Below are 25,010 nucleotides of genomic sequence, written 5' to 3'. Positions count from 1 at the left end.
TTTAATCACAGAACCAGGCCAACCGACTAATGAAATAACAAAAACAGAGACGAATGAAAAAAACAATTCTAATTTTGCTGGGCGTTTTAAGTTTGCAATTTGCAACAGTAGCCCAACGATACGCATTCGTGGACACAGAATATGTATTGAGAAATATTCCGGCCTATCAGGCAGCACAAGAACAACTCAACCAGCAATCACAAAGGTGGCAGCAGGAAATTGAGGCTATATACCAAGAGGTTTCCCGTATGTATAAAAACTATCAGACGGAAAGTGTCTTTCTCTCAAATGAGATGCGTATAAGCCGTGAAGAGACTATTATTGAAAAGGAAAAAGAGGCAAAACTGTTACAACATAAATATTTCGGTCCGGAAGGAGAGATGTCGAAGCGCCAGCAAAATCTCATTCAACCAATACAGGATCAGGTAGCGGCCGTAATCCGGGAGATTGCCCGTGCGGAGGATCTGGCTGCGATATTTGACAAATCATCCGGCATACTATATCTGGATCCGCGCCATGACAAAAGCGATCAGGTACTGGAACGACTCGGTCATAGAAGATAGTTTTTAAATTAGCGAAATAACCAAGAAGAATTAAGTTAGAAAAAACAGGACAAATGAGAATAGGAAATTTTATCCGGATTACACTGATTGCTGTGATATTGTCCGTACCCTTAACGGCGATGACCCAAGAGGTCAAATTTGGACATATCAGTTTGGCAGATGTAGTTCTGCTTATGCCGGAGTATCAAAACATCAGCAAAGTATTGGAGTCAGAGACATCCGTGCTTGAGAGGCAGTTCAATTCCATGCGCGAAGAGCTGCAAAAAATCGAGATTGACTATGAAAACAATTTTGACAAATACACTCAAGAGCAAAAAAATGCCAAAGAACAGGAATATGTGGCTATGCAACAGCGTGTACAGGAGTTTTTTGTAAACGCGCAGCAAACACTACAGAGAAGACAAGAAGAGTTGCAGGTTCCGGTGCTTGAAAAACTCAATCAGGCTATTGATGCCGTTGGTTTAGAGCATGGTTTTCTGTATATCTTCGAATCCAATTCAGGTCTAACACTGTATCAATCATCAAAAAGTGTAGATGTGACCCCGTTGGTGAAGACAAAACTGGGCATCTAATATTTCAGATTTAAACTTTAATTGTTGAACAACTTAATCATTCGTAATATGAAGATTTTTAATCTAATCGCAATCATCGCCCTTTTTCTGACCACATCAATGGTTTCCGCACAGGATCTCAAATTCGGGCACATCAACATGCAGGAACTGATTATGGAACTTCCTGATAAATTGGACGCTGACAAAAAACTACAGGCTGAAGCTCAACTACTTCAGGATCGTATGCGTGTGATGAGCGAAGAGCATGAAAGAAAATTCAGAGAGTATCTGTCACAGCGCGAAACATTGCCAGAGCTGATTCGCACTACCATGGAAAAAGAGATTCAGGATATAGAGCAGCGCCTTCAGAGTTATCAGACAATGGCACAACAAACCCTTCAAAGAAAAGAGCAGGAACTGTATCAGCCAATTCTTGAGAAAATTCAAAGGGCAGTGGATGCTGTTGGACTTGAAAATGGGTTCATCTATATTTTTGACCTAAGCTCACAAGTAGTTCTTTACCATTCAAACAAGAGTGTGGATTGCGGTCCGTTGGTGAAAGCCAAACTCGGTGTGAAGTAATTAAAAACTCACTTGGCAGGAACAATTTTAAGGCGGTACGCAGTGTATCGCCTTTTTATTTACCTTTATTACATTAAAAAACAAGGAAACAACATCCATTCATGATTCATCCCGGACCTGTTGCAGTATTTGACTCTGGCTATGGCGGCCTTACCATATTGAAGGATTTGATGAAAGCATTTCCCGATTTTGACTTCATCTATTTTGGCGACAATGCTAGAGCTCCCTATGGTAACCGCTCGTTCGAAGTAGTGTATGAATACACTCGGGAAGCAGTGCACACGCTGTTTAACATGAATGCGCACCTTATCATTCTGGCTTGTAATACGGCATCGGCAAAGGCGTTACGTACCATTCAACAAGTTGATTTGCCACGCATTGACCCGTCGAGACGCGTTTTGGGCGTAATCAGGCCAAGTGTGGAGCAGTTGGGTGCCCTTACAAAGACAGGACACGTAGCGATTTTAGGCACCTCAGGCACCATCGCATCCAATTCATATCCCATCGAAATAAATAAATTGTTCCCACACATCAAGGTAGAGCAGGAAGCCTGTCCTATGTGGGTTTCACTGGTGGAGAACAACGAATACCAATCGGAAGGGGCACATTTTTTTGTAAAGAAAAATCTGGAGAACCTTTTTAATAAAGCACCAAAAACCGACACGCTCATATTGGGATGTACCCATTATCCTCTGCTGATGCCCGTAATAAAACAGCACGTTCCTGAAAGCGTTAGGATAATATCACAGGGCCCAATAGTAGCCGATAGTTTAAAAGATTACCTTGATCGGCATCCCGAAATGGCTGCAAAAATATCGAGAAGCGGCACACGAACCTTCTACACTTCTGAATATCCCAGCCGCTTCAATGAAACAGCATCCATCTTTCTTGGGAACGACATTGATGCGATTCATCTGGATGCCAATCTATAAGAGCGAATTATTTATACCATCCGGCATACATGAGATAATTGTTGGCAATTTTGTTAATCATCTCAGCAGTCTGTTCAGGTTCAATGTCTTTCACCTTTTTTGCAGGAATACCTGCATAAATGCTATTTGGCTCCACAATGGTTCCGGTAAGCACCAATGAGTTGGCAGCGATAATGGAGTTTGAGCCTATAACAGCGTGGTCGAGGATTGTGGCACCGATGCCAATCAGCACATTATCCTCTATTTTGGCACCATGAATGGTCACATTGTGACCTACCGAAACATTGTTACCTATCTCAACTACCGACTTCTGATACAAAGTATGCAATACTGAGCCATCCTGTATATTCACACGGTTACCGATGCGAATAGAATTTACATCGCCCCTTAAAACTGCATTATACCAAATGCTGCAATCGTCACCGATTACTACATCACCTATAATTGTTGCGTTCTCTGCAAGAAATACGTTCTCACCAAAAACCGGGGTAAAACCCCTCACCTCTTTTATCAATGCCATAATTATATTTATAACAATATGTTTATCTTATGATATGCCAGAAAAATATGCACCTGGCCTATTCAGCTTAAAAACGACCAACTCCATCTGCCGATACTGTATTGCAAAAGACTACAAAAATACAACGACCGATGCTATTTCTCTTTATCAATAGCCATAAAACAAATCGGAAAATCCATTAAAGCGCATAATACGCGGAAGCATTGGAACTTCTGATCTTGTTTTTTATTAATAACAGGGCACTAAGAACAAAGCCTTAGGCTGATTGCAGCACACATCTCATTAATAAAGAGACAGTTTAAAAACCAATCCTTACAGCGTAAATAAAAGCACATCAACGGGCTGTAAAGCACAGTGTTTTTTGTTATTTAACAATTTTAAAGGTAATTTAGAGGCTGTTTTTCGCAACAGAAACGATTTACAAAAAACACCTATCTATCGTTAAATTATCGAACAATACTTATGGGAAAAAGTTCTAAAGTGATAGAAGTGGACAGGCTGGCCGTACGATTCTCGGGAGACTCAGGCGACGGAATGCAGCTTACAGGCACTCTATTCTCACATACCTCGGCCATTTATGGCAACGACATCTCTACTTTTCCGGATTTCCCGGCTGACATACGTGCCCCTCAGGGAACAATCGGAGGCGTTTCAGGGTTTCAGGTTCATTTTGGCCAGGGTGTTACCACACCGGGTGATCTTACTGATGTGCTTGTAGCTATGAATCCTGCGGCATTAAAAGCCAATGCACGATTCATGAAACCTGGCGGCACCATCATTATGGATGTTGACAGTTTCGACTCCAAAAACCTTCAAAAGGCAGGCTACAAAACAGAGGATCCAATATTCGAAGATAAGTTGGAAGGATTCAATGTGATTAAAGCGCCAATCACCTCATTAACCCGCGAAGCAGTAACTGATTTGAGCCTTGACAACAAGAGTGTTATTCGCAGTAAAAACATGTTCGCACTGGGGTTGGTTTATTGGCTTTTTAACCGACCGCTGGAACACACACAGGAGTATATCCGCAAGAAATTTGGCCATAAGCCGGCAATTATGGAAGGAAACCTAAGGGTGTTGCAGGCAGGCCACGATTATGGAAACATAATTCAAGCCATAACGCCATCGTTTCATGTATCACCCACGGAGTCGCGCAAGGGCATCTATCGAAACCTAAATGGCAATAAAGCAGTAGCCTGGGGATTTTTGCTTGCTGCAGAGAAAAGCGGATTGGAACTATTTCTTGGCTCGTATCCCATTACTCCGGCTACTGAAATTCTTCAGGAGTTATCCGAAAGGAAAGATTTGGGCGTAAAAGTTTTTCAAGCCGAAGACGAAATTGCCGGAATATGTACGGCCATAGGTGCCAGTTTTGCCGGAAGCCTTGCTGTAACAACCACTTCGGGGCCTGGATTGGCACTTAAAACCGAAGCAATGGGTCTCGCCATTATGGCTGAACTACCCATTGTAATAGTAGACGTTCAGCGGGGTGGCCCTTCCACCGGACTGCCAACAAAAACAGAACAGGCAGACCTGTTGCAGGCCTTATACGGCAGAAACGGTGAAAGTCCCTTGGTTGTGATTGCTGCCAGCACACCGGTAAACTGTTTTGACTACGCCTTTTATGCTGCAAAAATTGCTGTGGAGCACATGATACCTGTCATTCTGCTCACGGACGGATTTCTCGCCAATGGCACTCAACAATGGCGCGTGCCCGAAGACAATGACTTCCCTGAAATAAAAGTACCGCGCACCAATCAGGAACCCAAAGCGTACAAACCCTATTTACGAGACGCCGAAAAACTAAGACGCGACTGGGTATTTCCAGGGATGGCGGGATATGAACACCGCATTGGCGGACTAGAAAAAGATGCGGTAACAGGCAATATCTCACACGATGGGCCTAATCACCATCTGATGGTGACGATAAGACAGGAAAAACTGGATCGCGTAGCCAATTACATTCCGGATTTGGAAGTAATGGGAGATGAAAGCGCTGATATACTGGTGGTAGGATGGGGTGGCACCTATGGCCACTTGCTTACTGCGGTGGATCAGCTCAACGCTATGGGAAAAAAAGTGGCGCTTGCCCACTTCACATACATTAATCCTCTCCCAAAAAACACAGCCGATATATTGAAACGGTTTAAAAAGATTCTGATTTGCGAACTAAACCTGGGACAATTTGCCGGATATCTGAGAATGAAACACCCACAATTCAACTATTGCCAATACAACAAAGTTCATGGACAACCATTTACGGTTCATGAGCTTGCAGAGGAAATCATCAATCAAATGGAGGCTTGAAATCATGAGCGAAACAAAAAACTATACATTCACCGATTATAAAAGTGACCAAAATGTGAGATGGTGTCCCGGTTGTGGAGACCATGCTGTGCTGAATACCGTACAAAAAGCAATGGCTGAATTACATCTTAACCCCGAGGAGGTAGTTGTGGTTTCAGGCATTGGCTGTTCTTCGCGCTTCACATACTACATGAACACCTACGGATTTCACACCATACACGGACGTGGCTCTGCCATTGCTTCGGGTGTTAAAGTGGCCAATCCGAATCTGAAAGTGTGGCACATTACCGGAGATGGCGATGCCCTGGCCATCGGCGGCAACCACTTCATTCACACTGTGAGGCGCAATGTAGATTTAAACATCCTGTTATTTAACAACCAAATATACGGGCTAACCAAAGGCCAGTTTTCGCCCACTTCCAAACATGGGTTCATATCCAAAACATCACCATACGGCACAGTGGAATTCCCTTTCAGACCAGGGGAGCTGACCATTGGCGCCAGAGGACACTTCTTTGCCCGCACCATCGACCGAGAACTTAAGCTTTGTGTTGATGTGTTCAAAGAAGCAGCCAGGCACGAAGGGGCTTCGGTGGTTGAAATATTGCAAAACTGCGTGATATACAACGACAAAACACATGATGCCATAACAGATAAAGAACATAAAGAAGACCGAACAATTATTTTGGAACATGGCAAACCCATGATATTTGGCGTGAACCGCAACAAAGGTTTTATTCTTGAAGGAATTAATCTAAAAATTGTCACCATCGGCGAAAACGGCATCACAGAAAAAGACATTCTGGTGCATGATGCAACTTGCGAAGACAACACCCTGCACCTAAAACTTGCCAACATGGAGTATCCTGAATACCCAGTTGCTCTTGGCGTAATCAGAAGCGTAAAAGCTGCCGTTTATAACCAGGAACTCAACAATCAAATCAACTTTGTGCAGAGAAAAACAGAAATCAGGAAGTTTCGCGATTTGGCTATCGAAGGAGATGTATGGGAAGTAAAATAACCTGAGAAACTTCTAATTAAATTTCAGGTAACTGAATAATGACTGCAAAACAGAAATCTCTCGTTTTGCAGTCATATTTGTATGTACGGTATGATTACAAACAGCATCTCATATTAAGATTTAGGATATACTGCACAAAAACGATTATTTTCAAGATTGAAAGAGTTTTGGCAATAGAGTTGATTAAAATTCGAATAATACAGAACAAGTGCTTTAAATTTGGGATGATGTAACAATGGGAGATGACATAGTTAGCTGTAAGCCTATGCGACACCAAAACCTGAATTGAACAGATGATAACAGACAGAAAACAATTTGATTTGAAAAACAAATGTGTCATTGAGAAATTACGCATTAAGACGCCATTTAAATATGGGGCGATATTTCAAAATGAAGCCTGCTTTCTATTTATTAAAGATGGTGAAACCATACTAAAATCTTCGACAGAAAACGTGAACTTGCATGTTTCAGAAAGTGTATTGCTGAAATGCGGCAACTATTTTGCTGAGCTTATTCAAAAATCTGAACATAAGCATTGTGAAATTTTCGCAATACATCTTCACAAGGAGATCCTAAAAGCGCTTTACAAAGATGAAATACCTGATTTTATTAAGTCGAATGGAGACAAGCCTTCTGCTCAAAAAAATGAAAAACAAGCCATTGTCACTCACTATATTGAAAGTCTGGAGTTCTACTTTCAAAATCCGGCTTTGGTCAACGATGAGTTGTTGATACTAAAGATAAAGGAACTAATACTATTGCTGCTTCAAACCAACAATGCGGACAACATTATCAGTTTGTTTTCTCATCTTTTTACACCACGACAAGCAAATTTTAAAGAAGTAGTTCAAGCTCATTTATACTCAAACATCACAATTCCAGAATTGGCTATACTTTCAGGTCGCAGCTTGTCTACGTTTAAAAGAGATTTTGAAAACTACTTCAACGATACTCCTGCAAATTATATGAAAGAGCAAAAACTTTTAAAGGCAAATGAATTGTTAATGACAACTGATTTTTCTGTTAGTGAAATATGCTATGAAGTTGGATTTAGCGACACCTCTCATTTTTCCAAATTATTTAAGCTGAAATACAATTCAACGCCTTCCGAGTTCAGAAAATCTAAAGTTCTGAAATAATCAACTGAACCTCTTTTCCCATTTATTGGACTTTTTAACCAAATCACTTCTCCCCATTTGTTGCAATTTTGTCTTGAACTTAACAGTCAGAATATGCTACAAAAAAGATGCTTGCCTTTCGTCATTTTCCTGATACTGTTTCAGAATATTGCTATATGCCAAAAATTAAAAATTGGAGATAAAGCTCCCCATTTTGAAGCAATTGATACAAATGGTGATACCATCAAATTAAGCAACTATAAAGGACAAAAATTAGTGATTGCCTTTTTTAGGTATGCTGGTTGCCCTGTGTGCAACTATAGGGTTCACGAACTTATTGATAACTATGAAAGTATTGATTCGGAAGGATTCAAAATTATTGCTATTTATGAATCGGAAAACAATACTTTAAGAAATTACCTCTCAGAGACACCAGTACCGTTTCAAGTAATTGGAGACTCGAAATTAACACTCTATAAGAAATATGGAGTTGAAAAGTCCTTTTGGAAAATGTTAGGCTCTGCTTTTAAAAAGGAACCAAAAGAAGCAATGAGAAAAGGAAATAGGTTATTTACCCAGAAACTCAAACGAGATGGATCCTTAACAAGATTACCTGCCGACTTTATCATTGATGAAAATGGCATATTAAAAGCAGTGCATTACGGAACAAACGTCGGCGACCATTTGCCAATCACAGAAATTTTAAAGAACTAAAATATGAAATACTTAAAAATTACAACCTGGTTTTTAGCCATATCTATGTTTATGTTTGGCATTCTTAAATTTGTAAATCCATTTAAAGACTGGTACGCAGTACAGATACTAAATAGTGATTTAGGGCAAATATCTTACGCGATGGGTATTATGGGCGAGATTGGGGTTGGTGTAACGCTCTTGTTCTGTTTAATCTTTGGACAGAAAATTTCAATAAAACAATATCGTTTTTTGACAACCATCTCTTTTCTAACAATCAGCATAATGATGCTCACAGGTATTTATGTTCACCTACATCCAAACGTACCTGCTGATGTTTTACCTCTTAAAATTAAACCACCATATATTCCGGCACTCTTTTTAATGGTTGCGCTGTCAAACTTATATTTGTTGGTAAAATCTGGAAAAGGCAGGAAAGACAAATGGCAAACCAGCTAAAATCACCTATTTGCAAGCAGGTATTTCTTATTGTTTTGGACAGGAAAATGACAATTTGAAGTTGATTTCCTCGTATAAAAATTAGCGATGATAAAACCTGCTTACATATAGTATATAAGAGGTATCATCCAATCTGATAGATACTGCAAAAAATCTCATTTAACAATTAGTGAAACAACTTTATGTATTTGAGTTGTGGATTTTTCAATATCTTTGCCCAGCATGAGAAAAATCCTGATATCAATATTAATCATCTGTCTGAGCCCGATGGGGCTGACAGCACAATCCCGCTCTCTGACCGGGGCCAACCGCCCTTTGGATCAGGCAGCAGGTGGATTATCAAATACACAGACCGAAACAGAAAACAGACCGCGCAGTACCACCATCGAACATCATGTAAAAAACTGGCAACTCAAGGAATTGGGTAGTTTTTCGGATACAATCGCTGTGGACACGCTATCAACAGGTTTTCAGGTTCACAGTCCGGCCTTCCGAAAATCACCTGTAAACGTTCAGCTCGGAAACCTTGGAGCCCCTTCTCAACCGGCGATGGTCTCTGAAATGTCTATCAGAAACGACTTTCTGTTCGCCAAAAACCTAAGCTACTTTTTTGACACGCCCGAAAACTGGCGTTACTACAATACCCGAACGCCTTACACAAACCTCTACTACCAATATGGCGGCCCCAAAAGACGTTCTGAAGAGGCAATAGGCGTACTGTTTACGCAAAATATCAATAAAAGATGGAATGCAGGATTTGATTATAAAGTGATTTCATCTATTGGAAAATATGAAGCCCAGCGGGTAGAAAACCGCAATTTCAGATTCTTCTCCAGCTATTCGGGTTTGAAATATGAAGTGCATGGCTCATACGTTTACAATAAAACAGATCAACTTGAAAATGGTGGAATTGAAGACGATGATTATATCTTTAACCCAGGCAGATACAATTTTGACCAGAAAGAGAGTATTCCTGTAAATTTTTATTCAGCATCGAACCGAATCGATAACCACCAGCTATATGTGAATCAAGCTTTAAGAATTGGTAACCTCACGGTGAGCCGAAGAGATACAGAATCGGTAAAATTACCTCTGGGCACTGCCATTCACACATTTCATCTTAACCGAAACCGGCGTAATCACCGAATAGACAATCTTTCAAGAGCTATTGATACCGGAGCAGATGAGTTTTTCTACAAAGGCATCTATATTGACTCCACAGCAACACGAGATTTAATTTATCACACAAGTGTAAAAAATAGTTTTCAGTTAAAATTTAACGAAGAAGCGAATGAACTTTTAAAGTTTGGTTTGCGCGTATTTGTTACAAATGAGATTGAAAACCTGCAATATCCAAAATTGCCTGAACAACCCGGCACACACTCTACCCCACCGGTTTACATGAGCGCTGATTCTACATTTGCCAACACCCATTTAGGCGGACAGATTTTTAAGAATCTGGGAGAACGCTTTCGATGGAATGCCGGAATGCGCTTCTATTTTCAGGGTTATCGCACAGGCGACAGTGAGCTGACGGGAGCCATCAGCAGCAGCTTTAAAGTTGCCAATGACACTGCTGGACTGTTTGCCAATGGAGGTTTATTTCTTACCACACCCTCATTTTTTGAATCACGATACACCTCCAATCACTTTATTTGGGATGAGCGATTCAACCAGACCAAAACGTTGAAAGTAAGAGGCGGTTTGAAAATACCGACCAGAAGGGCTGAGATTTCTGTGGAAGGCAGGTTTATTAACGATTACATATACTGGAATCAGGAGGCCATGCCAACTCAAACAAATGCCTATCTGAAACTGATTGAATTAAAACTATTCAAACATTTCAGCTTAGGTAATTTCCATAATCGCAACACCGTTTTGTATCAGATTTCGAGCCATCAGGATATTGTTCCGCTGCCCCAATGGGCTATATACAGTTCAATCTACTACGAAAACACCTTATTCGACGTACTGTTTGTGCAACTTGGATTTGATGTAAGATATACCTCGCTATGGTATGCTCCGGCCTATATGCCGGCAACCGGTCAGTTTCACGCACAAAACGAACGAAAAGTGGGAAACTATCCCTTTGTTGATGCATTTTTAAACATGCAACTCAAACGCGCCCGAATATTCATCAAGATGGATCACGTCAATGAAGGATTCCCGGACAACAACTACTTTCACACCATCAACTACCCGGCAAATCCAAGAGGTTTAAGATTTGGCGTTTCGTGGAATTTTTACGACTAAGCAAACCATTGACTATCAGCATGTTTCAGATTCCTGAATAATCAGAAATCAAACACCATAAACTCATTGGTTCGAGATTTGTTAAAGTGATGTAGAAATCAAATTAAGTTTGTCACAATTTGGTTAAACTAAAGATTGTCTGCACCACATACTCATCTGCAAGGTAGAGCCACTGCATATAAACCACTCTCCCTGAGCCATTAATACAACTGAATTATAAGTAGGAACAGATAATTGAAACTGATGGTGCGTTTGGATCGTATTAAAAAAATAGGTTGCGACAACGATGCTTAAGGCATGACATAAAACACATGCATCATCATTTTGAATTGTATCAGATACAGAATGCATCTCATAACGAGAATGATATAGAAAGCCGTTTTGAACAGGATGGGTTACTTGCCACTGAAAAAAAGGGCATTCAGGTAAAAAAAATAACGATTTAATTTCGATGAAACACATCTTAAGCATACTTGTAATATTGGGAATTGTGCTATTTGCATCGTGCAACGAAACCGTTCAGAAAAGTAAAAGCAAATCCATTATACCAAACAACATCCCTGATTTACCGCAAATTATTGAATCTGGCCGCATTCGCGTGGTAACCAACTACAATTCGACAAACTACTTTGTGTACAAAGGGCGCCCAATGGGTTACCAGTTTGAACTGCTCCAGGAATTTGCAAATTTCATGAATTTGAAACTTGAAGTGACTGTTAATAACGATTTGCAGGCAAACTACAGCGATTTACAGGAGGGGCTGGTAGATATCATAGCCAGTAGTCTGGCCGTTACCCGCGAAACCGAAGAGTTGGTTACTTTCACAGAGCCGCATAGTTATAGTCGTCAGGTTTTAATACAGCAGGCATTTCCTCCCGAAAACTACAGAAATCTATCAGGCGCTCAATTAAATCCACTCATAAGAAACCAGTTGGAACTGGCTGGAAAAAGCATTTATGTGCAAAAAGGCTCTGCATTTGTTCAGCGTTTACGCAACCTCTCAAACGAGATAGGCGACAGCATTCATATTGTTGAAATACCTGACTACGAAGTAGAGCAACTCATTGAACTTGTGGCAGAAGGCGAAATTCCTTACACGGTTGCCGATGAAAATCTGGCAAGAGTAAACCTCAACTTTTTTCCGAATATTGATGTGGAAACAGCCATCAGCTTTTCGCAAAAGCATGCGTGGGCAGTAAACAAGAATGCACCTGAACTACTCAATGCAGTTAACAACTGGATGGTTGGATTCAAAAAAACAGCTCAATACCATCGCATCTATCAGAAATATTTCCTCAACAAACGCTCCATGCATATTGTTGATGCTGGTTTTCACTCCATTAAGGGAGGGCGCGTTTCAATATACGATGAGCTCATTCGACAGGAAAGTGAGAAATTTAACTGGGACTGGCGATTGATTGCATCAATAATTTATCAGGAATCACGCTTTATACCGGATGCAGAGAGTTGGGCCGGAGCACTTGGCCTTATGCAGTTGATGCCTGAAACAGCCGACCGTTTCGGGGTTCAAAACATCACCTCCCCTCGCGACAATATACGTGGCGGCATGGAATTTCTGCAATGGCTCGATGAACGTCTCATATCACGTATTGAAGATCAGGAGGAGCGACTTAAGTTTGTGCTTGCCTCCTACAACGTGGGATTGGGACATGTACTGGATGCCATGCGACTGGCCGAAAAAAACGGCAAAAATCCAACTGTTTGGACCGACAATGTGGACTATTACATACTCAACAAATCCAATCCAAAGTACTATAACGATCCCGTGGTTCGTTTCGGTTATTGCAGAGGAGAAGAACCCTTTTACTATGTCAGGGAGATTCTTGAAAGGTATGATCATTACAAAAATGTAATGCGCTAATCAAATCAGGCGCTTTTAAGCGCAACGCCACCACCAATTCACTAAGAATCATAGCAGTGGCGCCCCATATTTGGCGGCCATCCACAGCGTAATAGGGTGCTTCAATGGAATATCCGTTTACCTGACGGGTGAAGCGATGGATATTCGCGGAATCAAAAAAAGTTGCCAACGGCACCTGAAATACCTCCGCCACTTCGGTAGAGTTTGGAATAAAATCAGGCACCTGATTAAGATAACCCACCTGAGGATAAACCACAAAGTTGCTATTGGGAATGAAGAGAGGCGAAAGCTGTCCCAGGAAAGCGACATCATCCGTATCCACACCAAGTTCCTCGCGGGTTTCGCGAAGAGCAGTATCCCAAAAAGATTGATCTCCGGGTTCACATTTTCCACCGGGCAAACTAATTTGCCCTCCATGAACACCCGGATAATCGGTACGCTGGATGAAGGGGACGCTAAAATTTTCTCCCGATGGATATAAAAGAATTAGGACACTGCTCTGCCGGGCCTTTAACGGATCCGGTGGCTCGGTGCCGGTAAAACGAACCGAAGGCGCCATAAACGCGTGCGCGGCATCACCCGGCAACGGTGGTTCCAATGCTTTAATCAAGGACTTTATCAACGATATCATCTCTCCCCTCCTTTCATAACAGTTGGTTTTGGTAACGGTCTCAGGTAGCCTGTATTATGCTATAAAAATAATGAAACCCCGCGAATTATTCCATTTCACACGTAACTATCTTGCTGATAATGCAAAGAAAACTTTCTACCTGTTGAATTATAACCGACGTGGCGTCAGCTGAAGTGTTCCGGACCATGGCGCATTTATCCCAAATGCAATACTAAACCATTGGTTGTATGAAATGAAAAAACCACCCTTCACGTTTGAAGCGGTGGTTTTTACTTTGTCCCATTACTAATCTAAACCTGCTTATAGTATTATAAAAACTATGCCAAACTTAATGTCATAAATAACATAGCAAAGGGCTTTTCTGTCTGCACAGAACCCCAGCTACTGATTATCAGGTCGTTAAAGCAGCAATCCAAAACTCAACCCAAAATAAGAATGAGATAAATCAGAATAAAAGCCTAGGCCGGAAGAAAACTGTTTGAATTTAAGACTTAAAATTGTACGCAAGCGTACACGTGCTGTCCGTTTACGGTATAGTTAATCAAAAAGAATGGCACGCACGGGAGAAATACGTGCAGCCAAATAAGAAGGACCTATCATCATTAGAAATACCGCCACCAAAGCGCCAGCATTTAGAATTAACAAGTGCACGAGATTAAGTGAAACCGGCACCGTATCAAGAAAATAGTTAGCGGGATCAAGTTTAACAATCCCAAACTGCTGCTGCAAAATACAGATTCCCAATCCAATTACATTGCCCCATATAAGCCCACGCAGAGCAATGTGGGTAGCCAGATACAAGAAAATCTTACGAAGTGGCCAATTGTCCATGCCCAAAGCTTTCAGAATCCCAATCATATTGGTACGTTCCAGAATCAGAATTAACAAACCGGAAATCATATTGAACCCTGCCACCAGCACAATGAGTACGATGATAACAGCAATGTTCATATCGAGTAAATCGAGCCAGCCGAAAATTTGCGGTTGGGTCTGTTTAATGGTTTGAGTTCGCAGCAAAGTGCCCTCAGCAGAAATGTAGGTGGCCGCTATGTCATAAACATCCATCCCTACTTCATCGATGCGGTCAAAATCATGTATGAGAATCTCGTAACCGGCCATCTGATCTTCGTCCCAACCGTTGAGTCGTTGAATTTGGCGTATATCGGCAACCACGTACATCTTATCCAAATCGGGAAGATTACTATCGTAGATGCCAGTTACATTAAACCTGCGTACCCTTATTTGCTCCTGAAAAAAATACATAAAAACAGGGTCACCTACATTAAGATGCAACATGCCTGACAAAGCGGACGAAATAAGAATGTCGACAGATGGGCTTTCGGATGAAGTTGCCGGTAGTTCACCCTCAACAAGTATCGATTGGAGAAAAGAGATATCATAGTCGGGGCCTATCCCTTTTAAGATAACGCCTTGCATCTCACTATCGGTTTTCAACAAGCCTGGCTTAGTGGCAAAGCGCTGCACGGCCCGCACGCCTTCAAGCGCATTGATGGCAGCAACCAGATTTTCGTCATTTCGGATTGGGTTAGCTTCATAACTGAGGTTAAAGTCATAGTTAACCACATGAATATGACTGCCAAACCCTACGATTTTTTCACGAATCTCTTTTTTAAATCCGCTTCCTATGGCAATAGATAGAATCATTACCACCATCCCGAGAACGATTCCGCCCACAGCCACTTTCAGTACAGGCCCGGCAAACTTCTTCCCGGACACACCTCCTGAGCGTATTTTTTGTGCTATAAAAAATTCTGGTTTCAAGTCGGTTGCTTTTCCACAAAGGTAAAAAAAAGTACCGATGGTTTTTAAAGACCCTAAACTTCTTTGCGGGTCAATCGGTTTTGAGCAGCTTGTTACCTAAACAGCGGCTGGGTTAAAACGGTTTATTACGATACCAGCAAGCTAGGGTGATTAGGATTCGCCTTGAATGTAATACAATACCTCAACCTCCTCCATTGTGATGATACCGCCGGCTCCGGCCTTATCCATGAGGCGGCTCACGATTGCTGCAAAATCCGTTAGTCTCTCCCGGTGATCTATCATTTCAATCACAACAGGCAAATCGTGAGATAGCGCAAATACCTTTATGCTTTGATTCAGGCTTCCGGCACCATAGTTCATAATACCCTTGACAACTGTAGCTCCCGAGAGTTTATACTTTTTTGCAGCAAACACAATCGCTTCATATAGGGGGCGTTGATATACCTGATCGTCTTCTCCGATGATGATCTTCAACTTAACAACATTACCATTCAGATTCATAATCATCCTTTTAAGGGTTTGTAACACAACTGCGGCATTTTCAAACAGAGTGACCAAAATTTGTCAGCAATAACGCATATAAATGCCACCATCTAACAGATTATTGAAAACGACAATGATGCACATTCAGCATAGCAGTGTAGCAAAGTCTGAAAATAAGACTCCCCATCATACTAGGTATGATGCCAATCTCAATAAAATAAACTCTGGCTGGTTTAAAATTTACACTTATGAATTTGGCTGAAAATCAGGGTCGCATCAATTATAATTCAAGTTAAGAATAAGCAATTATAAATTCAAGTCAATTTATTATTGCAAATTATTATTCATGACAATTAAAATGCAGGAGAATTAAAACGCAACACCAAATATCAGATTACAAAATATCAGCAACGGAATATGAAACACAAAATATCACAAAAAAACCCAATCAACTTTAATACATCTTTAGTTGTATCTTAACCAAATATTATTAATTTTGAAGACGTACCCTTATTATTCCTGTTTTAAGCACTCATTTTTATTAACCTTTTTAAACATTTTGCCATGAAAGTATATCAAACCGATCAAATAAAAAACATTGCGCTGCTTGGTAGTAGCGGCTCGGGTAAGACCACCCTTGCTGAAGCGATGCTTTATGAGGGTGGGGTCATCAGCCGGAGAGGCGATGTTGGCAATAAAAACACTGTATCGGATTATAACCGGGTAGAGCACGAATATGGCTACTCGGTTTTTTCGTCGGTGCTATTTACCGAGTGGCTGGGTAAGAAACTAAACTTCATCGACTGTCCGGGCTCTGACGACTTTATCAATGGTGCCATTACCTCCCTAAATGTTACGGACACGGCCATTATGCTCATTAATGCTACTCAGGGCGTAGAAGTTGGCACAGGAAACCTTTTCCGCTACACTGAAAAGTACCACAAACCAGTAATTTTCCTCATCAATCAGCTAGACCATGAAAAGGCAAATTACGAAACATCTATAGAATCCATACATGAATCCTTTGGCAGAAAAGCCATCGTTGTTCAATATCCCGTTAATATCGGGCCGGACTTCAACGCCGTAATTGACGTGTTGAAGATGAAAATGTACAAGTGGGCGCCTACAGGCGGAGCCCCGGAAGTCTTAGAAATACCAGACAGCGAAAAAGAGAAAGCAGATGAACTACACAATGCACTGGTTGAAGCTGCTGCAGAGAACGACGAAAACCTGATGGAGCTTTTCTTTGAGCAAGGCACATTGGATGAAGATGAGATGCGCCGTGGCATAAAAAAAGGTCTCATTGCCCGTGACCTCTTCCCCATCTTTTGCGTATCGGCTTTAAAGGATATGGGCGTGCGTCGTCTAATGGAATTCCTTGGCAACATTGTCCCGTTTGTATCAGAAATGCCCAAACCCATTACCAATGACAACATAGAAGTGAATCCTGACGCATCTGGTCCGGCTTCTATTTTCGTCTTTAAAACAAGCATTGAACCTCACCTTGGAGAAGTAAGCTATTTTAAAGTGATGTCGGGAAAAATCGTTGAGGGGATGGACCTGATAAACATGAACCGTGAATCGAAAGAACGCGTTTCGCAACTCTATTGTGTTGCAGGAAACAACCGACATAAAGTATCTGAGCTACTTGCCGGCGACATAGGCGCCACTGTAAAACTCAAAGAAACCAAAACAAACCATACACTTAACATTAAAGGGTGTGAATATGTGTTTGCCCCAATTAAATATCCGGATCCAAAATACCGGGTAGCTGTTAAATCAGCCAACGAGGGTGATGAAGAGAAATTGGGAGAAATACTCAACCGCATTCACGAGGAAGACCCCACTGTGGTAATCGAATACTCGAAGGAGTTGAAGCAAATTATTATGCACGGCCAGGGTGAGTTTCACCTCAACACCATGAAATGGCGCATCGAAAACAACGACAAGCTACAGATTGAGTTTCTCGCACCCAAAATCCCCTATCGCGAAACCATCACGAAGCAGGCCCGTGCGGATTACCGACACAAAAAACAATCGGGTGGTGCCGGCCAGTTTGGCGAAGTACACATGATTATTGAGCCATACAGTGAAGGCATGCCAAATCCAACCGTTTACAAGTTTAACGGACAAGAATTTAAGATGAGCGTGCGCGATACAGAAGAGATAAAACTGCCCTGGGGTGGAAAACTCGTGTTCCACAACTGTATAGTAGGAGGTTCAATAGACAACCGGTTCATGCCGGCCATCCTAAAAGGCATTATGGAAAAAATGGAAGAAGGCCCCCTAACCGGAAGCTATGCACGCGACATACGCGTATGCATTTACGATGGTAAGATGCACCCTGTTGACTCCAATGAAATATCGTTTAAACTCGCCGGGCGCAATGCATTTAGAGCCGCATTTAAAGATGCAGGACCAAAAATTCTTGAGCCGGTATATGAAGTTGAAATACGCGTACCAGGCGACAGGATGGGTGATGTAATGAGTGATTTACAAGGCCGAAGAGCGCTGATTGAAGGGATGAGCAGCGAAAAAGGCTTTGAGGTAATAAAGGCAAAAGTGCCTCTTAAGGAGATGAATAAATACTCCACATCACTGAGCTCGATTACAGGGGGAAGAGCGTTCTATACCATGTCCTTTTCCCGTTACGATAAAGTGCCACCAGAAGTACAGGAACAATTGCTTGCTACGTACGAAGCAGAGCAGAAAGAAGATTAACGCAATCTGTTTTTAATATCAAGAGGCTGCTCCATTTAACAGGGCAGCCTCTTGCTATTCTATTTAGTCAACAATAAAATTGAACTACTCTACCAGCTCCACATCAATGGCCACATCGTCGCCCTTCTCGTTACGAGCCACGCGAAACTGCACCTTGTCACCCGGTTCCAAATCATAAAAATCACATCCATTGACACTTTGAAAATGGAAGAAAAGATTGGTGGGTGGGTACTTAATAAACCCATACCCCGACTTGACCGAAAGAATAGAACTTACATGAACATCCTCATTTCCGAAATCAACCTCAGGTGCGGGTTTTCGCGAATAGGAGTTGTTGTCTTTAGGCACAAACAATGAACTTACCAAAAGCCTATCTCGCTCGCTCCTGCCATTTATCAGCTCATGCATTGGAACAGGGTACGTTACCACATCAAGTAAGTCCTGAGAGGTTCGGGTCACACGTTGATTCCCGTAGTCATCTCTGAACTCAAAATCCCAAGAAAGAAGCATGACGCGCGTTCCGAGTGTGTTCAGCTTGCGGGCCAAAGGCACATAATTGCCATCAGATGCTAACAATACCAAAATATCAAACTGCTTGTAAAGGGCCAGCTCAAAAGCCTCAAGCGCCAGCCAAAGATCCACCTCGCGCTCCTGTCTTTGTCCATTTACCGATTTTACCGGAAAATAATGAGTGGTAACACCTTCAGACATGAGGATGTCGTCAAACACCCGCTCATAATAGAGTTGATTGCCTTTTTGGCTGGCCTCCATAGCATTTAGGCGCCCTCTAAAATAGTGGGCATCAACAATCTGACAACGATGAATATCCTTTGAGTCGCCTTCCAGATCAGATACTTTTTGTCTGATAAAGTTGTGTAGTCCGGCAATGCTAATTCTGCTCTGTTTATCGTGAACGTAGTTATAATAATTGCTTACGTGATAAAAATAGTTGCCATCATAAAAAACACCAATTCGGGTAAGGTTTCTTTTTGCATCGGCACCAATAATTTTCGTCATTAACTTTATTTTTCTTATGAATATAGTTGTAAAATAATTGTGTCATTAACTAAAAAATGGAGTTAGGAAAAGGCGCATGCATAATAAATTCAAAACAACTAAGATGCTCTACTTGCCACCCCTAATGGCATTAATAAAACGGGCGGTATCACCAGGAATGTCAGAACTTTTTTCGATCATACGTATGAAAGCGCTTCCGATGATTGCGCCGTTTGCATATTTACAAACCTGCTTAAAGCTCTCGTTGTCACTAATTCCGAAACCTACCATTCGGGGTGAGTTAAGGTTTAAGGCATTTACTCTTTCAAAATAGTCTATCTGCGACTGACTTATTCCGGATTTAGCTCCTGTTACAGCAGCGGATGACACCATATAGAGAAAGCCCGTTGAAGCCTCATCGAGCATCCTTAAGCGGCATTCAGGTGTTTGGGGGGTAATAAGGAAAATGTTGCTGATTCCTTTACTTTCGAACATAGAACGATACTCTCTGTTAAAAAGTTCAAAAGGCAAATCGGGAAGAATAACACCATCTACGCCAATTTCGGAACATTTTTGGATGAATTTCTCAACGCCAAATTTCAAAACCGGGTTAAGGTATCCCATTAAAACCAGTGGCATGGATATGGTTTGACGCACCGTCTGGAGTTGTTCAAAAAGCAAGTTCAGGCTCATTCCATTATTGAGCGCGGCAGTACTGCTGGCCTGAATCACAGGACCATCGGCCAGTGGATCAGAAAATGGCATGCCAATTTCCATAAAATCGACACCACTATCCTGAAGCGCTTGTAAAATTACTAAAGTATCGTTAAGATTAGGAAATCCGGCAGTAAAATATATCGATAAAAGATTCTTTCGGGTTTCAAACAACTTATTAAGTCGATTCATAATCAATATCTGTTTTTAAAATAACGCACTACAAGCTAAAACGCTCCATATAAGTTTTCATGTCCTTATCGCCTCGTCCCGACACAGTAACCACCACGTTATCTGAAGATTTCAAAGGCAACATGACCAATGCAGCCAAAGCGTGAGCCGACTCCAGTGCGGGAATAATTCCTTCGAGCCGTGTAAGCTCCATCACAGCATCAAGAGCCTGGTCATCTGTCACCGGTAAGTAGTCTGCACGGCCACAATCTTTAAGCCAGGCATGCAATGGCCCAATTCCAGGATAATCCAAGCCTGCAGATATGGAATAGGGCTCAGTAATTTGGCCATCCTCACTCTGCATAAGATAAGTCATGCTTCCATGAATAATCCCCAAGTCTCCACAAGCAATGGATGCCGCTGTTTCACCTGAATCCACGCCCAGTCCGGCCGCCTCGGTACCAATGAGTTTTACCGAAGGGTTATCCAAAAAATGATAAAAACTGCCGGCTGCATTTGAGCCACCCCCCACGCAAGCTACAACATAATCGGGTAATTCCGTTCCAATCTTCTCTTTTAGTTGCTGCTTAATTTCGGAACTGATGACAGACTGCAATCGGGCAACCATATCGGGATACGGATGCGGCCCCACCACAGAGCCAATAAGGTAAAAGGTATCTGTAGGATTGGCAATCCAGTCACGCAGAGCTTCATTGGTGGCATCTTTCAATGTTCGGTTGCCCGACAAGGCCGGACGTACCTCAGCGCCCAACATACGCATCCGTGCCACATTGGGAGCCTGACGCTCCATGTCGGTTTCGCCCATATAAACCACGCACTGCAACCCCATGAGCGCACAAACGGTGGCAGTGGCTACTCCATGCTGACCTGCTCCGGTTTCAGCAATGATACGTTGCCGCCCCATCTCTTTGGCAAGCAGAATCTGACCGATGGTGTTGTTCAGTTTATGAGAGCCGGTATGGTTCAAATCTTCACGTTTAAGCCAGATGTTTGCGCCGTACTTCGACGACAACCTCTCGGCTTTGAATAGAGGCGACGGTCGTCCGGCATAATCGTTGAGCAAACGGTGGTATTCCTTTTGGAACGATTCTGATGAGATAATGTTAAGATACTTGCTTTCCAGCTCCTCGATGTTGGGAATAAGCATTTCGGGAATGAATGCTCCTCCAAACCTACCGTAAAATCCTTCTTCGTTGGGTTGATGCATGGTTTATTGGTGATATTATAATTTTAGTTTGACAATCATTAATCTCTAAAGAGCGAAAACCGGGGCAGGGTGACACTATCTTAAGGCATTTCAGACTCCACAATTCCAAGATTTATACTGGCATTGTCATCAGATTCATTAATCTGAAACCAGACATACTTATTTGGCTGACGAACCACATAAATCCAGCTTTTGGCATAACCTTGAAACCCATAAGCATCCAAGTTGTTGATTCGGTTTTGCGTTCCATTGATCTCTTCAAACTTACCAATTTCCTCTCTGGGCACTTTGCCTTCAAATATTTGCACTGCCCCTGCCTCTTTAAGAGTAGCTTCAAAGCCTTTCATGAATTCAAGTGATGAAAAAGATTTTCCTGAAACAGGCGTTATTCGGGACTGAAAAACTTTTCCTTCGGGCAAGAGAAATTCGGAGCCTGTCCAGAATCTCAGATAATCGTAATCATTGGTGTATCTGGTTGAGAAAGTATAGCCATCGGGTAGTTGAAAATAAGGGATAATTCCAATTTGAGCAGTGCTTATTGGAATTTTGGTTAGATCAAATCCGTTAGATTGAACATCCTGAGCATTGTTTTTGGCACTATCGCTTCCTGAAGTTTTACAAGCCGACACGATTAAGCCAATCACGAATACGAATAAAATGGTACGTCTCATATTTCTACTGTTTTAAATTTATAAATCCATCAATAAACAGTTTTATGGCATCAATGTTTTTCAATGCGGGGGCTGATTCAAAACGGCTATTGATATCTATCCCTGCCAAATACTTATTCTCAAGTTTCAGCACTTCACCAGCATCATCCGGGCCAATGCCTCCGCTTAAGAAAAATGGCAGGTTTCCTGCATACTGGTTCAGCAGATCCCAGTTGAATTTGCGACCTGTTCCACCATGACTCACCGATGGTGTATCGAACAGAAAGAAATCGCAAACCGTTTCATAGGCTGACAACCTCTGCGGGACGTCAATTGATTCAGGATTGATGGCCTTAAGAATCTCATATCCCTCTGATTTCAATTGCCCGCAAAGATCCGGACCTTCTACTCCATGCAATTGAATGGCATCCAGGCTATATTTTTTGGCTTCACTTAAAATAATCTTTAGCGACTCGTTTACAAAAACACCTGTTTTCTTTATCTCCGAGGGTATCAGCCGGGTTGATTCCGGCGTCAGGATTTCTCCCACATACCTTGGCGATTTTGGATAAAAAATAAAACCAATGTAATCCGGTTTGAGCTTGCACAATTCACCAATATTTGCCATCTGGCGCATTCCACATACCTTTATCAGCATCCTGTGAATATTTATGGGTTATGCTGTTGCTGCTTCATTGCGAACCAGGTTACAAAAAGCCGCACATGCTTCGGCGGGATTGGGCTGTTTCATAAAGTATTCACCCATTAAAAAACCTTTAAACCCTGCATTCTTTAGCATAAAATAGTCATCAGCTGATGCGATTCCACTTTCGGCCACAGGAACCATCTCTGGGGGCAACATCCCAGCCAAACGCATGGATTGTTCCAAATCGACCTTGAAAGTTTTCAGGTTGCGATTGTTGATACCCACTAGCTGAATGTGATCATTTAACTGATTAAGCTCCACCTCGTCGTGAATCTCAAACAACACCTCCAGACCCAAAGCATTGGCAAGAGCAGCCAAATCGGCCGTTTGTGAAGCATTGAGAATTGCACCTATCAGCAAAATGGCGCTTGCACCAAAAGATTTGGCCTCATAAACCTGGTAAGGGTCGATGATGAACTCTTTACGTATGATGGGTAACTTAACCAACTCTATGGCTTGAATTAAATCGGCATCGCACCCACCAAAAAAATCACGATCGGTTAAAACTGAGGCACAAGCCACGCCGGCCTTTTCATAACCCGGAAGAACATCTTCCACGCGTGCATTTCCGTTTATATCACCTTTTGAGGGCGAACGCCGCTTAAACTCGGCTATGATACCGGTAGAACCTTCGGCAAGAATCTGCCGCTTAAATGATGGTACTATCTGCGAAAAATAAACCGACTGCTCCAACTCACTTAATGAAACCTTCTGTTTGGCTTCACGAACCTCTTCTCGCTTACGGGCAACAATTTTATCCAGGATATTCATCAGATTAACATATTTATTGAATAACAAATTAATTCAGAAAATCATACTCTACATCATTGTTACTTGAGACATATTCCTTTTTATCCTTCACACCTCAACCGCTTGAAAAACAAAACAAATACACAAAAAAAACAAAAAGGCTTGACGGGAGTCCGACAAGCCTTTTCTGATTATATCATTTGTTTCGCAAATGGTCATAATGGCATAGTTTCACCTCCCGATATAGAAAATGAGCTAAGCCACCACCAATTATTATTACGAAAACCCCGTATCATGATTTTTGTCATTATTACATTGCAAGTTTAGGGAATGATATTTAAAAATACAAGATATTGAAATTATTTTTTTGACCAGAGGGGTAGTTTTACCCCAAAATAAAGCATAATACCGGTATCCTGATTGGGAATTTCTCCCAGAGGCCACAAGGCTAATTCTTTTATAAGCCTTATGGATAGCAATTAAAATCCATTTCATTTTCAGCGTTTGATAAAACCATGAAAAATGACAATAGACCGTAATATTGCTACATTTGTAAAACAACACCAACAGTTAATCCGTGACCAAAACGATGTGAGCAACAAACAGACTTTCTTCTAATGCGCTTTTCCTTATAAGACTTCTGTGTATCTTCTATATACAGATTCTATCTCTACAGTAACCCAGCCTGTTCTTGTATATAATTTTCGGGTCGCAGTAGTTTTAATGATTTCGTCCTCTAAAAATTCAAAATAAATATCAATTAAAGTCTTTCCATACATGCCGGGAAAAAATATAGTTGCGCTGGCGCTTTTGAAATCATCGGTAAAAGTCGCATTAATTAGAGTAATATATGGATTATATGCACCTGTTTCAGTGGGAACACCATATATCGGTATAACTTCAGTAATCTCAGGTCTCCTATCAGTCTCTGTAGGCCAAATCTCATCAAGGAGGAAAACTTTATCTGAATCATATCCGGTAGGTATTCTACATATCAGTTTGGCGTCGAACAAGATCAATGAATTCTCAGTAAGTAGATTTGTAGATTCAACTCCATCATTGTTTAAGTCAACAGGAATACTTGAATAAGAGGAAAGTATTCTGTACTTCCCTTGGAACTTTTCACGCAGAAAGGGAATCTGACTGTTTTCTTCTTTTTCTTTTTTGCAACCGAACAAAACGATTGCACAGGAAATCAATAGCAAAATTTTTTTCATCTTTTTTTTTAAAAAAAAACTGATTATATCAAAAAGAATATCTGTTTGTTAAAAAGGAAACCAATAATCTATTTAGTTAA

At 41.5% G+C, this 25,010-nt stretch carries 23 protein-coding genes; 12 read left to right on the top strand and 11 right to left on the bottom strand.

Translation table 11 applies throughout. The features are described 5' to 3' along the window. Positions 1-53 precede the first annotated feature (53 nt). The 4 genes from ALKIM_RS0111155 (at position 54) to murI (ending at position 2,628) form a co-directional block, all read left to right on the top strand. The gene (locus ALKIM_RS0111155) at positions 54-563 is read left to right on the top strand and encodes an OmpH family outer membrane protein (protein ID WP_026474726.1); all 510 of its coding nucleotides are present in this window, start codon (positions 54-56) and stop codon (positions 561-563) included. A 53-nt stretch (positions 564-616) separates the two neighbouring features. Continuing rightward, complete coding sequence (locus ALKIM_RS0111150) at positions 617-1,135, top strand: OmpH family outer membrane protein (RefSeq protein WP_026474725.1); 519 nt, start codon at positions 617-619, stop codon at positions 1,133-1,135. Positions 1,136-1,183: 48 nt separating this feature from the next. Beyond that, positions 1,184-1,696 (top strand): OmpH family outer membrane protein, encoded by a 513-nt coding sequence (locus ALKIM_RS0111145; protein ID WP_044117901.1) that lies wholly within the window; start codon positions 1,184-1,186, stop codon positions 1,694-1,696. A gap of 101 nt (positions 1,697-1,797) precedes the next feature. Beyond that, a complete protein-coding gene (gene murI / locus ALKIM_RS0111140) occupies positions 1,798-2,628 on the top strand; it encodes a glutamate racemase (RefSeq protein WP_026474723.1) in 831 nt (276 codons plus the stop codon). A gap of 7 nt (positions 2,629-2,635) precedes the next feature. Here murI and ALKIM_RS0111135 read toward each other — a convergent pair whose 3' ends face one another. Continuing rightward, positions 2,636-3,148, bottom strand: a complete 513-nt coding sequence (locus tag ALKIM_RS0111135) for a gamma carbonic anhydrase family protein (RefSeq protein WP_026474722.1) — start codon at positions 3,146-3,148, stop codon at positions 2,636-2,638. 462 nt (positions 3,149-3,610) lie between these two features. Here ALKIM_RS0111135 and ALKIM_RS0111130 point away from each other — a divergent pair, with 462 nt between their 5' ends. The 7 genes from ALKIM_RS0111130 (at position 3,611) to ALKIM_RS0111090 (ending at position 12,881) form a co-directional block, all read left to right on the top strand. Further along, on the top strand, positions 3,611-5,455 hold the full coding sequence (locus ALKIM_RS0111130) for a 2-oxoacid:acceptor oxidoreductase subunit alpha (RefSeq protein ID WP_026474721.1): 1,845 nt from the start codon (positions 3,611-3,613) through the stop codon (positions 5,453-5,455). 4 nt (positions 5,456-5,459) lie between these two features. Then, a complete protein-coding gene (locus ALKIM_RS0111125) occupies positions 5,460-6,476 on the top strand; it encodes a 2-oxoacid:ferredoxin oxidoreductase subunit beta (protein ID WP_026474720.1) in 1,017 nt (338 codons plus the stop codon). A 293-nt stretch (positions 6,477-6,769) separates the two neighbouring features. Further along, positions 6,770-7,615 (top strand): helix-turn-helix domain-containing protein, encoded by an 846-nt coding sequence (locus tag ALKIM_RS0111115; RefSeq protein ID WP_026474718.1) that lies wholly within the window; start codon positions 6,770-6,772, stop codon positions 7,613-7,615. Positions 7,616-7,708: 93 nt separating this feature from the next. After that, positions 7,709-8,308 (top strand): peroxiredoxin family protein, encoded by a 600-nt coding sequence (locus ALKIM_RS19330; RefSeq protein WP_052345524.1) that lies wholly within the window; start codon positions 7,709-7,711, stop codon positions 8,306-8,308. Between the two features lie 3 nt (positions 8,309-8,311). Beyond that, complete coding sequence (locus tag ALKIM_RS0111105; protein ID WP_026474717.1) at positions 8,312-8,746, top strand: hypothetical protein; 435 nt, start codon at positions 8,312-8,314, stop codon at positions 8,744-8,746. Between the two features lie 222 nt (positions 8,747-8,968). Then, entirely contained in the window at positions 8,969-10,999 is a 2,031-nt protein-coding gene (locus ALKIM_RS0111100; RefSeq protein WP_026474716.1) for a putative porin, read from the top strand. A 451-nt stretch (positions 11,000-11,450) separates the two neighbouring features. Continuing rightward, positions 11,451-12,881, top strand: coding sequence for an MltF family protein (locus ALKIM_RS0111090; protein WP_026474715.1), 1,431 nt, complete (start codon positions 11,451-11,453; stop codon positions 12,879-12,881). Here the strand turns inward: ALKIM_RS0111090 and ALKIM_RS18305 are convergent. The 3 genes from ALKIM_RS18305 to ALKIM_RS0111075 form a co-directional block, all read right to left on the bottom strand. Then, the gene (locus tag ALKIM_RS18305; protein ID WP_084555868.1) at positions 12,832-13,512 is read right to left on the bottom strand and encodes an NUDIX hydrolase; all 681 of its coding nucleotides are present in this window, start codon (positions 13,510-13,512) and stop codon (positions 12,832-12,834) included. The two genes, ALKIM_RS0111090 and ALKIM_RS18305, sit on opposite strands and share 50 nt — an antisense overlap. Positions 13,513-14,049: 537 nt before the next feature. After that, positions 14,050-15,294: an ABC transporter permease gene (locus ALKIM_RS0111080; RefSeq protein ID WP_026474714.1), complete on the bottom strand. Its 1,245-nt coding sequence runs from the start codon at positions 15,292-15,294 to the stop codon at positions 14,050-14,052. A gap of 150 nt (positions 15,295-15,444) precedes the next feature. Then, a complete protein-coding gene (locus ALKIM_RS0111075) occupies positions 15,445-15,795 on the bottom strand; it encodes a DUF190 domain-containing protein (protein WP_026474713.1) in 351 nt (116 codons plus the stop codon). Positions 15,796-16,341: 546 nt separating this feature from the next. Between ALKIM_RS0111075 and ALKIM_RS0111070 the strand changes: the two genes are divergently transcribed. Then, the gene (locus ALKIM_RS0111070; protein ID WP_026474712.1) at positions 16,342-18,498 is read left to right on the top strand and encodes an elongation factor G; all 2,157 of its coding nucleotides are present in this window, start codon (positions 16,342-16,344) and stop codon (positions 18,496-18,498) included. Between the two features lie 84 nt (positions 18,499-18,582). Here the strand turns inward: ALKIM_RS0111070 and ALKIM_RS0111065 are convergent, their stop codons facing one another. From ALKIM_RS0111065 to ALKIM_RS0111035, 7 genes are all read right to left on the bottom strand, one after another. Beyond that, positions 18,583-19,515 (bottom strand): NYN domain-containing protein, encoded by a 933-nt coding sequence (locus ALKIM_RS0111065; RefSeq protein ID WP_044117900.1) that lies wholly within the window; start codon positions 19,513-19,515, stop codon positions 18,583-18,585. 108 nt (positions 19,516-19,623) lie between these two features. Further along, entirely contained in the window at positions 19,624-20,400 is a 777-nt protein-coding gene (gene trpA, locus ALKIM_RS0111060; protein WP_026474710.1) for a tryptophan synthase subunit alpha, read from the bottom strand. Positions 20,401-20,428: 28 nt separating this feature from the next. Beyond that, positions 20,429-21,607, bottom strand: a complete 1,179-nt coding sequence (gene trpB, locus ALKIM_RS0111055) for a tryptophan synthase subunit beta (RefSeq protein WP_026474709.1) — start codon at positions 21,605-21,607, stop codon at positions 20,429-20,431. 80 nt (positions 21,608-21,687) lie between these two features. Beyond that, on the bottom strand, positions 21,688-22,278 hold the full coding sequence (locus tag ALKIM_RS18300) for a hypothetical protein (protein WP_026474708.1): 591 nt from the start codon (positions 22,276-22,278) through the stop codon (positions 21,688-21,690). 4 nt (positions 22,279-22,282) lie between these two features. Further along, positions 22,283-22,915, bottom strand: coding sequence for a phosphoribosylanthranilate isomerase (locus ALKIM_RS0111045; RefSeq protein WP_026474707.1), 633 nt, complete (start codon positions 22,913-22,915; stop codon positions 22,283-22,285). 18 nt (positions 22,916-22,933) lie between these two features. Beyond that, positions 22,934-23,734 (bottom strand): indole-3-glycerol phosphate synthase TrpC, encoded by an 801-nt coding sequence (gene trpC / locus ALKIM_RS0111040; RefSeq protein ID WP_026474706.1) that lies wholly within the window; start codon positions 23,732-23,734, stop codon positions 22,934-22,936. Between the two features lie 608 nt (positions 23,735-24,342). After that, entirely contained in the window at positions 24,343-24,930 is a 588-nt protein-coding gene (locus ALKIM_RS0111035) for a hypothetical protein (RefSeq protein ID WP_026474705.1), read from the bottom strand. Between the last annotated feature and the right edge of the window lie 80 nt (positions 24,931-25,010).

The sequence above is a fragment of the Alkaliflexus imshenetskii DSM 15055 genome (assembly GCF_000517065.1).
GTDB lineage: Bacteria > Bacteroidota > Bacteroidia > Bacteroidales > Marinilabiliaceae > Alkaliflexus > Alkaliflexus imshenetskii.
This window is presented reverse-complemented; position numbering and strand designations above follow the sequence as displayed.

Coding starts and splice junctions, on each gene's coding strand:
- ALKIM_RS0111155 (WP_026474726.1), top strand. CDS start 54: ATGAAAAAAACAATTCTAATTTTGCTGGGCGTTTTAAGTTTGCAATTT.
- ALKIM_RS0111150 (WP_026474725.1), top strand. CDS start 617: ATGAGAATAGGAAATTTTATCCGGATTACACTGATTGCTGTGATATTG.
- ALKIM_RS0111145 (WP_044117901.1), top strand. CDS start 1,184: ATGAAGATTTTTAATCTAATCGCAATCATCGCCCTTTTTCTGACCACA.
- murI (WP_026474723.1), top strand. CDS start 1,798: ATGATTCATCCCGGACCTGTTGCAGTATTTGACTCTGGCTATGGCGGC.
- ALKIM_RS0111135 (WP_026474722.1), bottom strand. CDS start 3,148: ATGGCATTGATAAAAGAGGTGAGGGGTTTTACCCCGGTTTTTGGTGAG.
- ALKIM_RS0111130 (WP_026474721.1), top strand. CDS start 3,611: ATGGGAAAAAGTTCTAAAGTGATAGAAGTGGACAGGCTGGCCGTACGA.
- ALKIM_RS0111125 (WP_026474720.1), top strand. CDS start 5,460: ATGAGCGAAACAAAAAACTATACATTCACCGATTATAAAAGTGACCAA.
- ALKIM_RS0111115 (WP_026474718.1), top strand. CDS start 6,770: ATGATAACAGACAGAAAACAATTTGATTTGAAAAACAAATGTGTCATT.
- ALKIM_RS19330 (WP_052345524.1), top strand. CDS start 7,709: ATGCTACAAAAAAGATGCTTGCCTTTCGTCATTTTCCTGATACTGTTT.
- ALKIM_RS0111105 (WP_026474717.1), top strand. CDS start 8,312: ATGAAATACTTAAAAATTACAACCTGGTTTTTAGCCATATCTATGTTT.
- ALKIM_RS0111100 (WP_026474716.1), top strand. CDS start 8,969: ATGAGAAAAATCCTGATATCAATATTAATCATCTGTCTGAGCCCGATG.
- ALKIM_RS0111090 (WP_026474715.1), top strand. CDS start 11,451: ATGAAACACATCTTAAGCATACTTGTAATATTGGGAATTGTGCTATTT.
- ALKIM_RS18305 (WP_084555868.1), bottom strand. CDS start 13,512: ATGATATCGTTGATAAAGTCCTTGATTAAAGCATTGGAACCACCGTTG.
- ALKIM_RS0111075 (WP_026474713.1), bottom strand. CDS start 15,795: ATGAATCTGAATGGTAATGTTGTTAAGTTGAAGATCATCATCGGAGAA.
- ALKIM_RS0111070 (WP_026474712.1), top strand. CDS start 16,342: ATGAAAGTATATCAAACCGATCAAATAAAAAACATTGCGCTGCTTGGT.
- ALKIM_RS0111065 (WP_044117900.1), bottom strand. CDS start 19,515: ATGACGAAAATTATTGGTGCCGATGCAAAAAGAAACCTTACCCGAATT.
- trpA (WP_026474710.1), bottom strand. CDS start 20,400: ATGAATCGACTTAATAAGTTGTTTGAAACCCGAAAGAATCTTTTATCG.
- trpB (WP_026474709.1), bottom strand. CDS start 21,607: ATGCATCAACCCAACGAAGAAGGATTTTACGGTAGGTTTGGAGGAGCA.
- ALKIM_RS18300 (WP_026474708.1), bottom strand. CDS start 22,278: ATGAGACGTACCATTTTATTCGTATTCGTGATTGGCTTAATCGTGTCG.
- ALKIM_RS0111045 (WP_026474707.1), bottom strand. CDS start 22,915: ATGCTGATAAAGGTATGTGGAATGCGCCAGATGGCAAATATTGGTGAA.
- trpC (WP_026474706.1), bottom strand. CDS start 23,734: ATGAATATCCTGGATAAAATTGTTGCCCGTAAGCGAGAAGAGGTTCGT.
- ALKIM_RS0111035 (WP_026474705.1), bottom strand. CDS start 24,930: ATGAAAAAAATTTTGCTATTGATTTCCTGTGCAATCGTTTTGTTCGGT.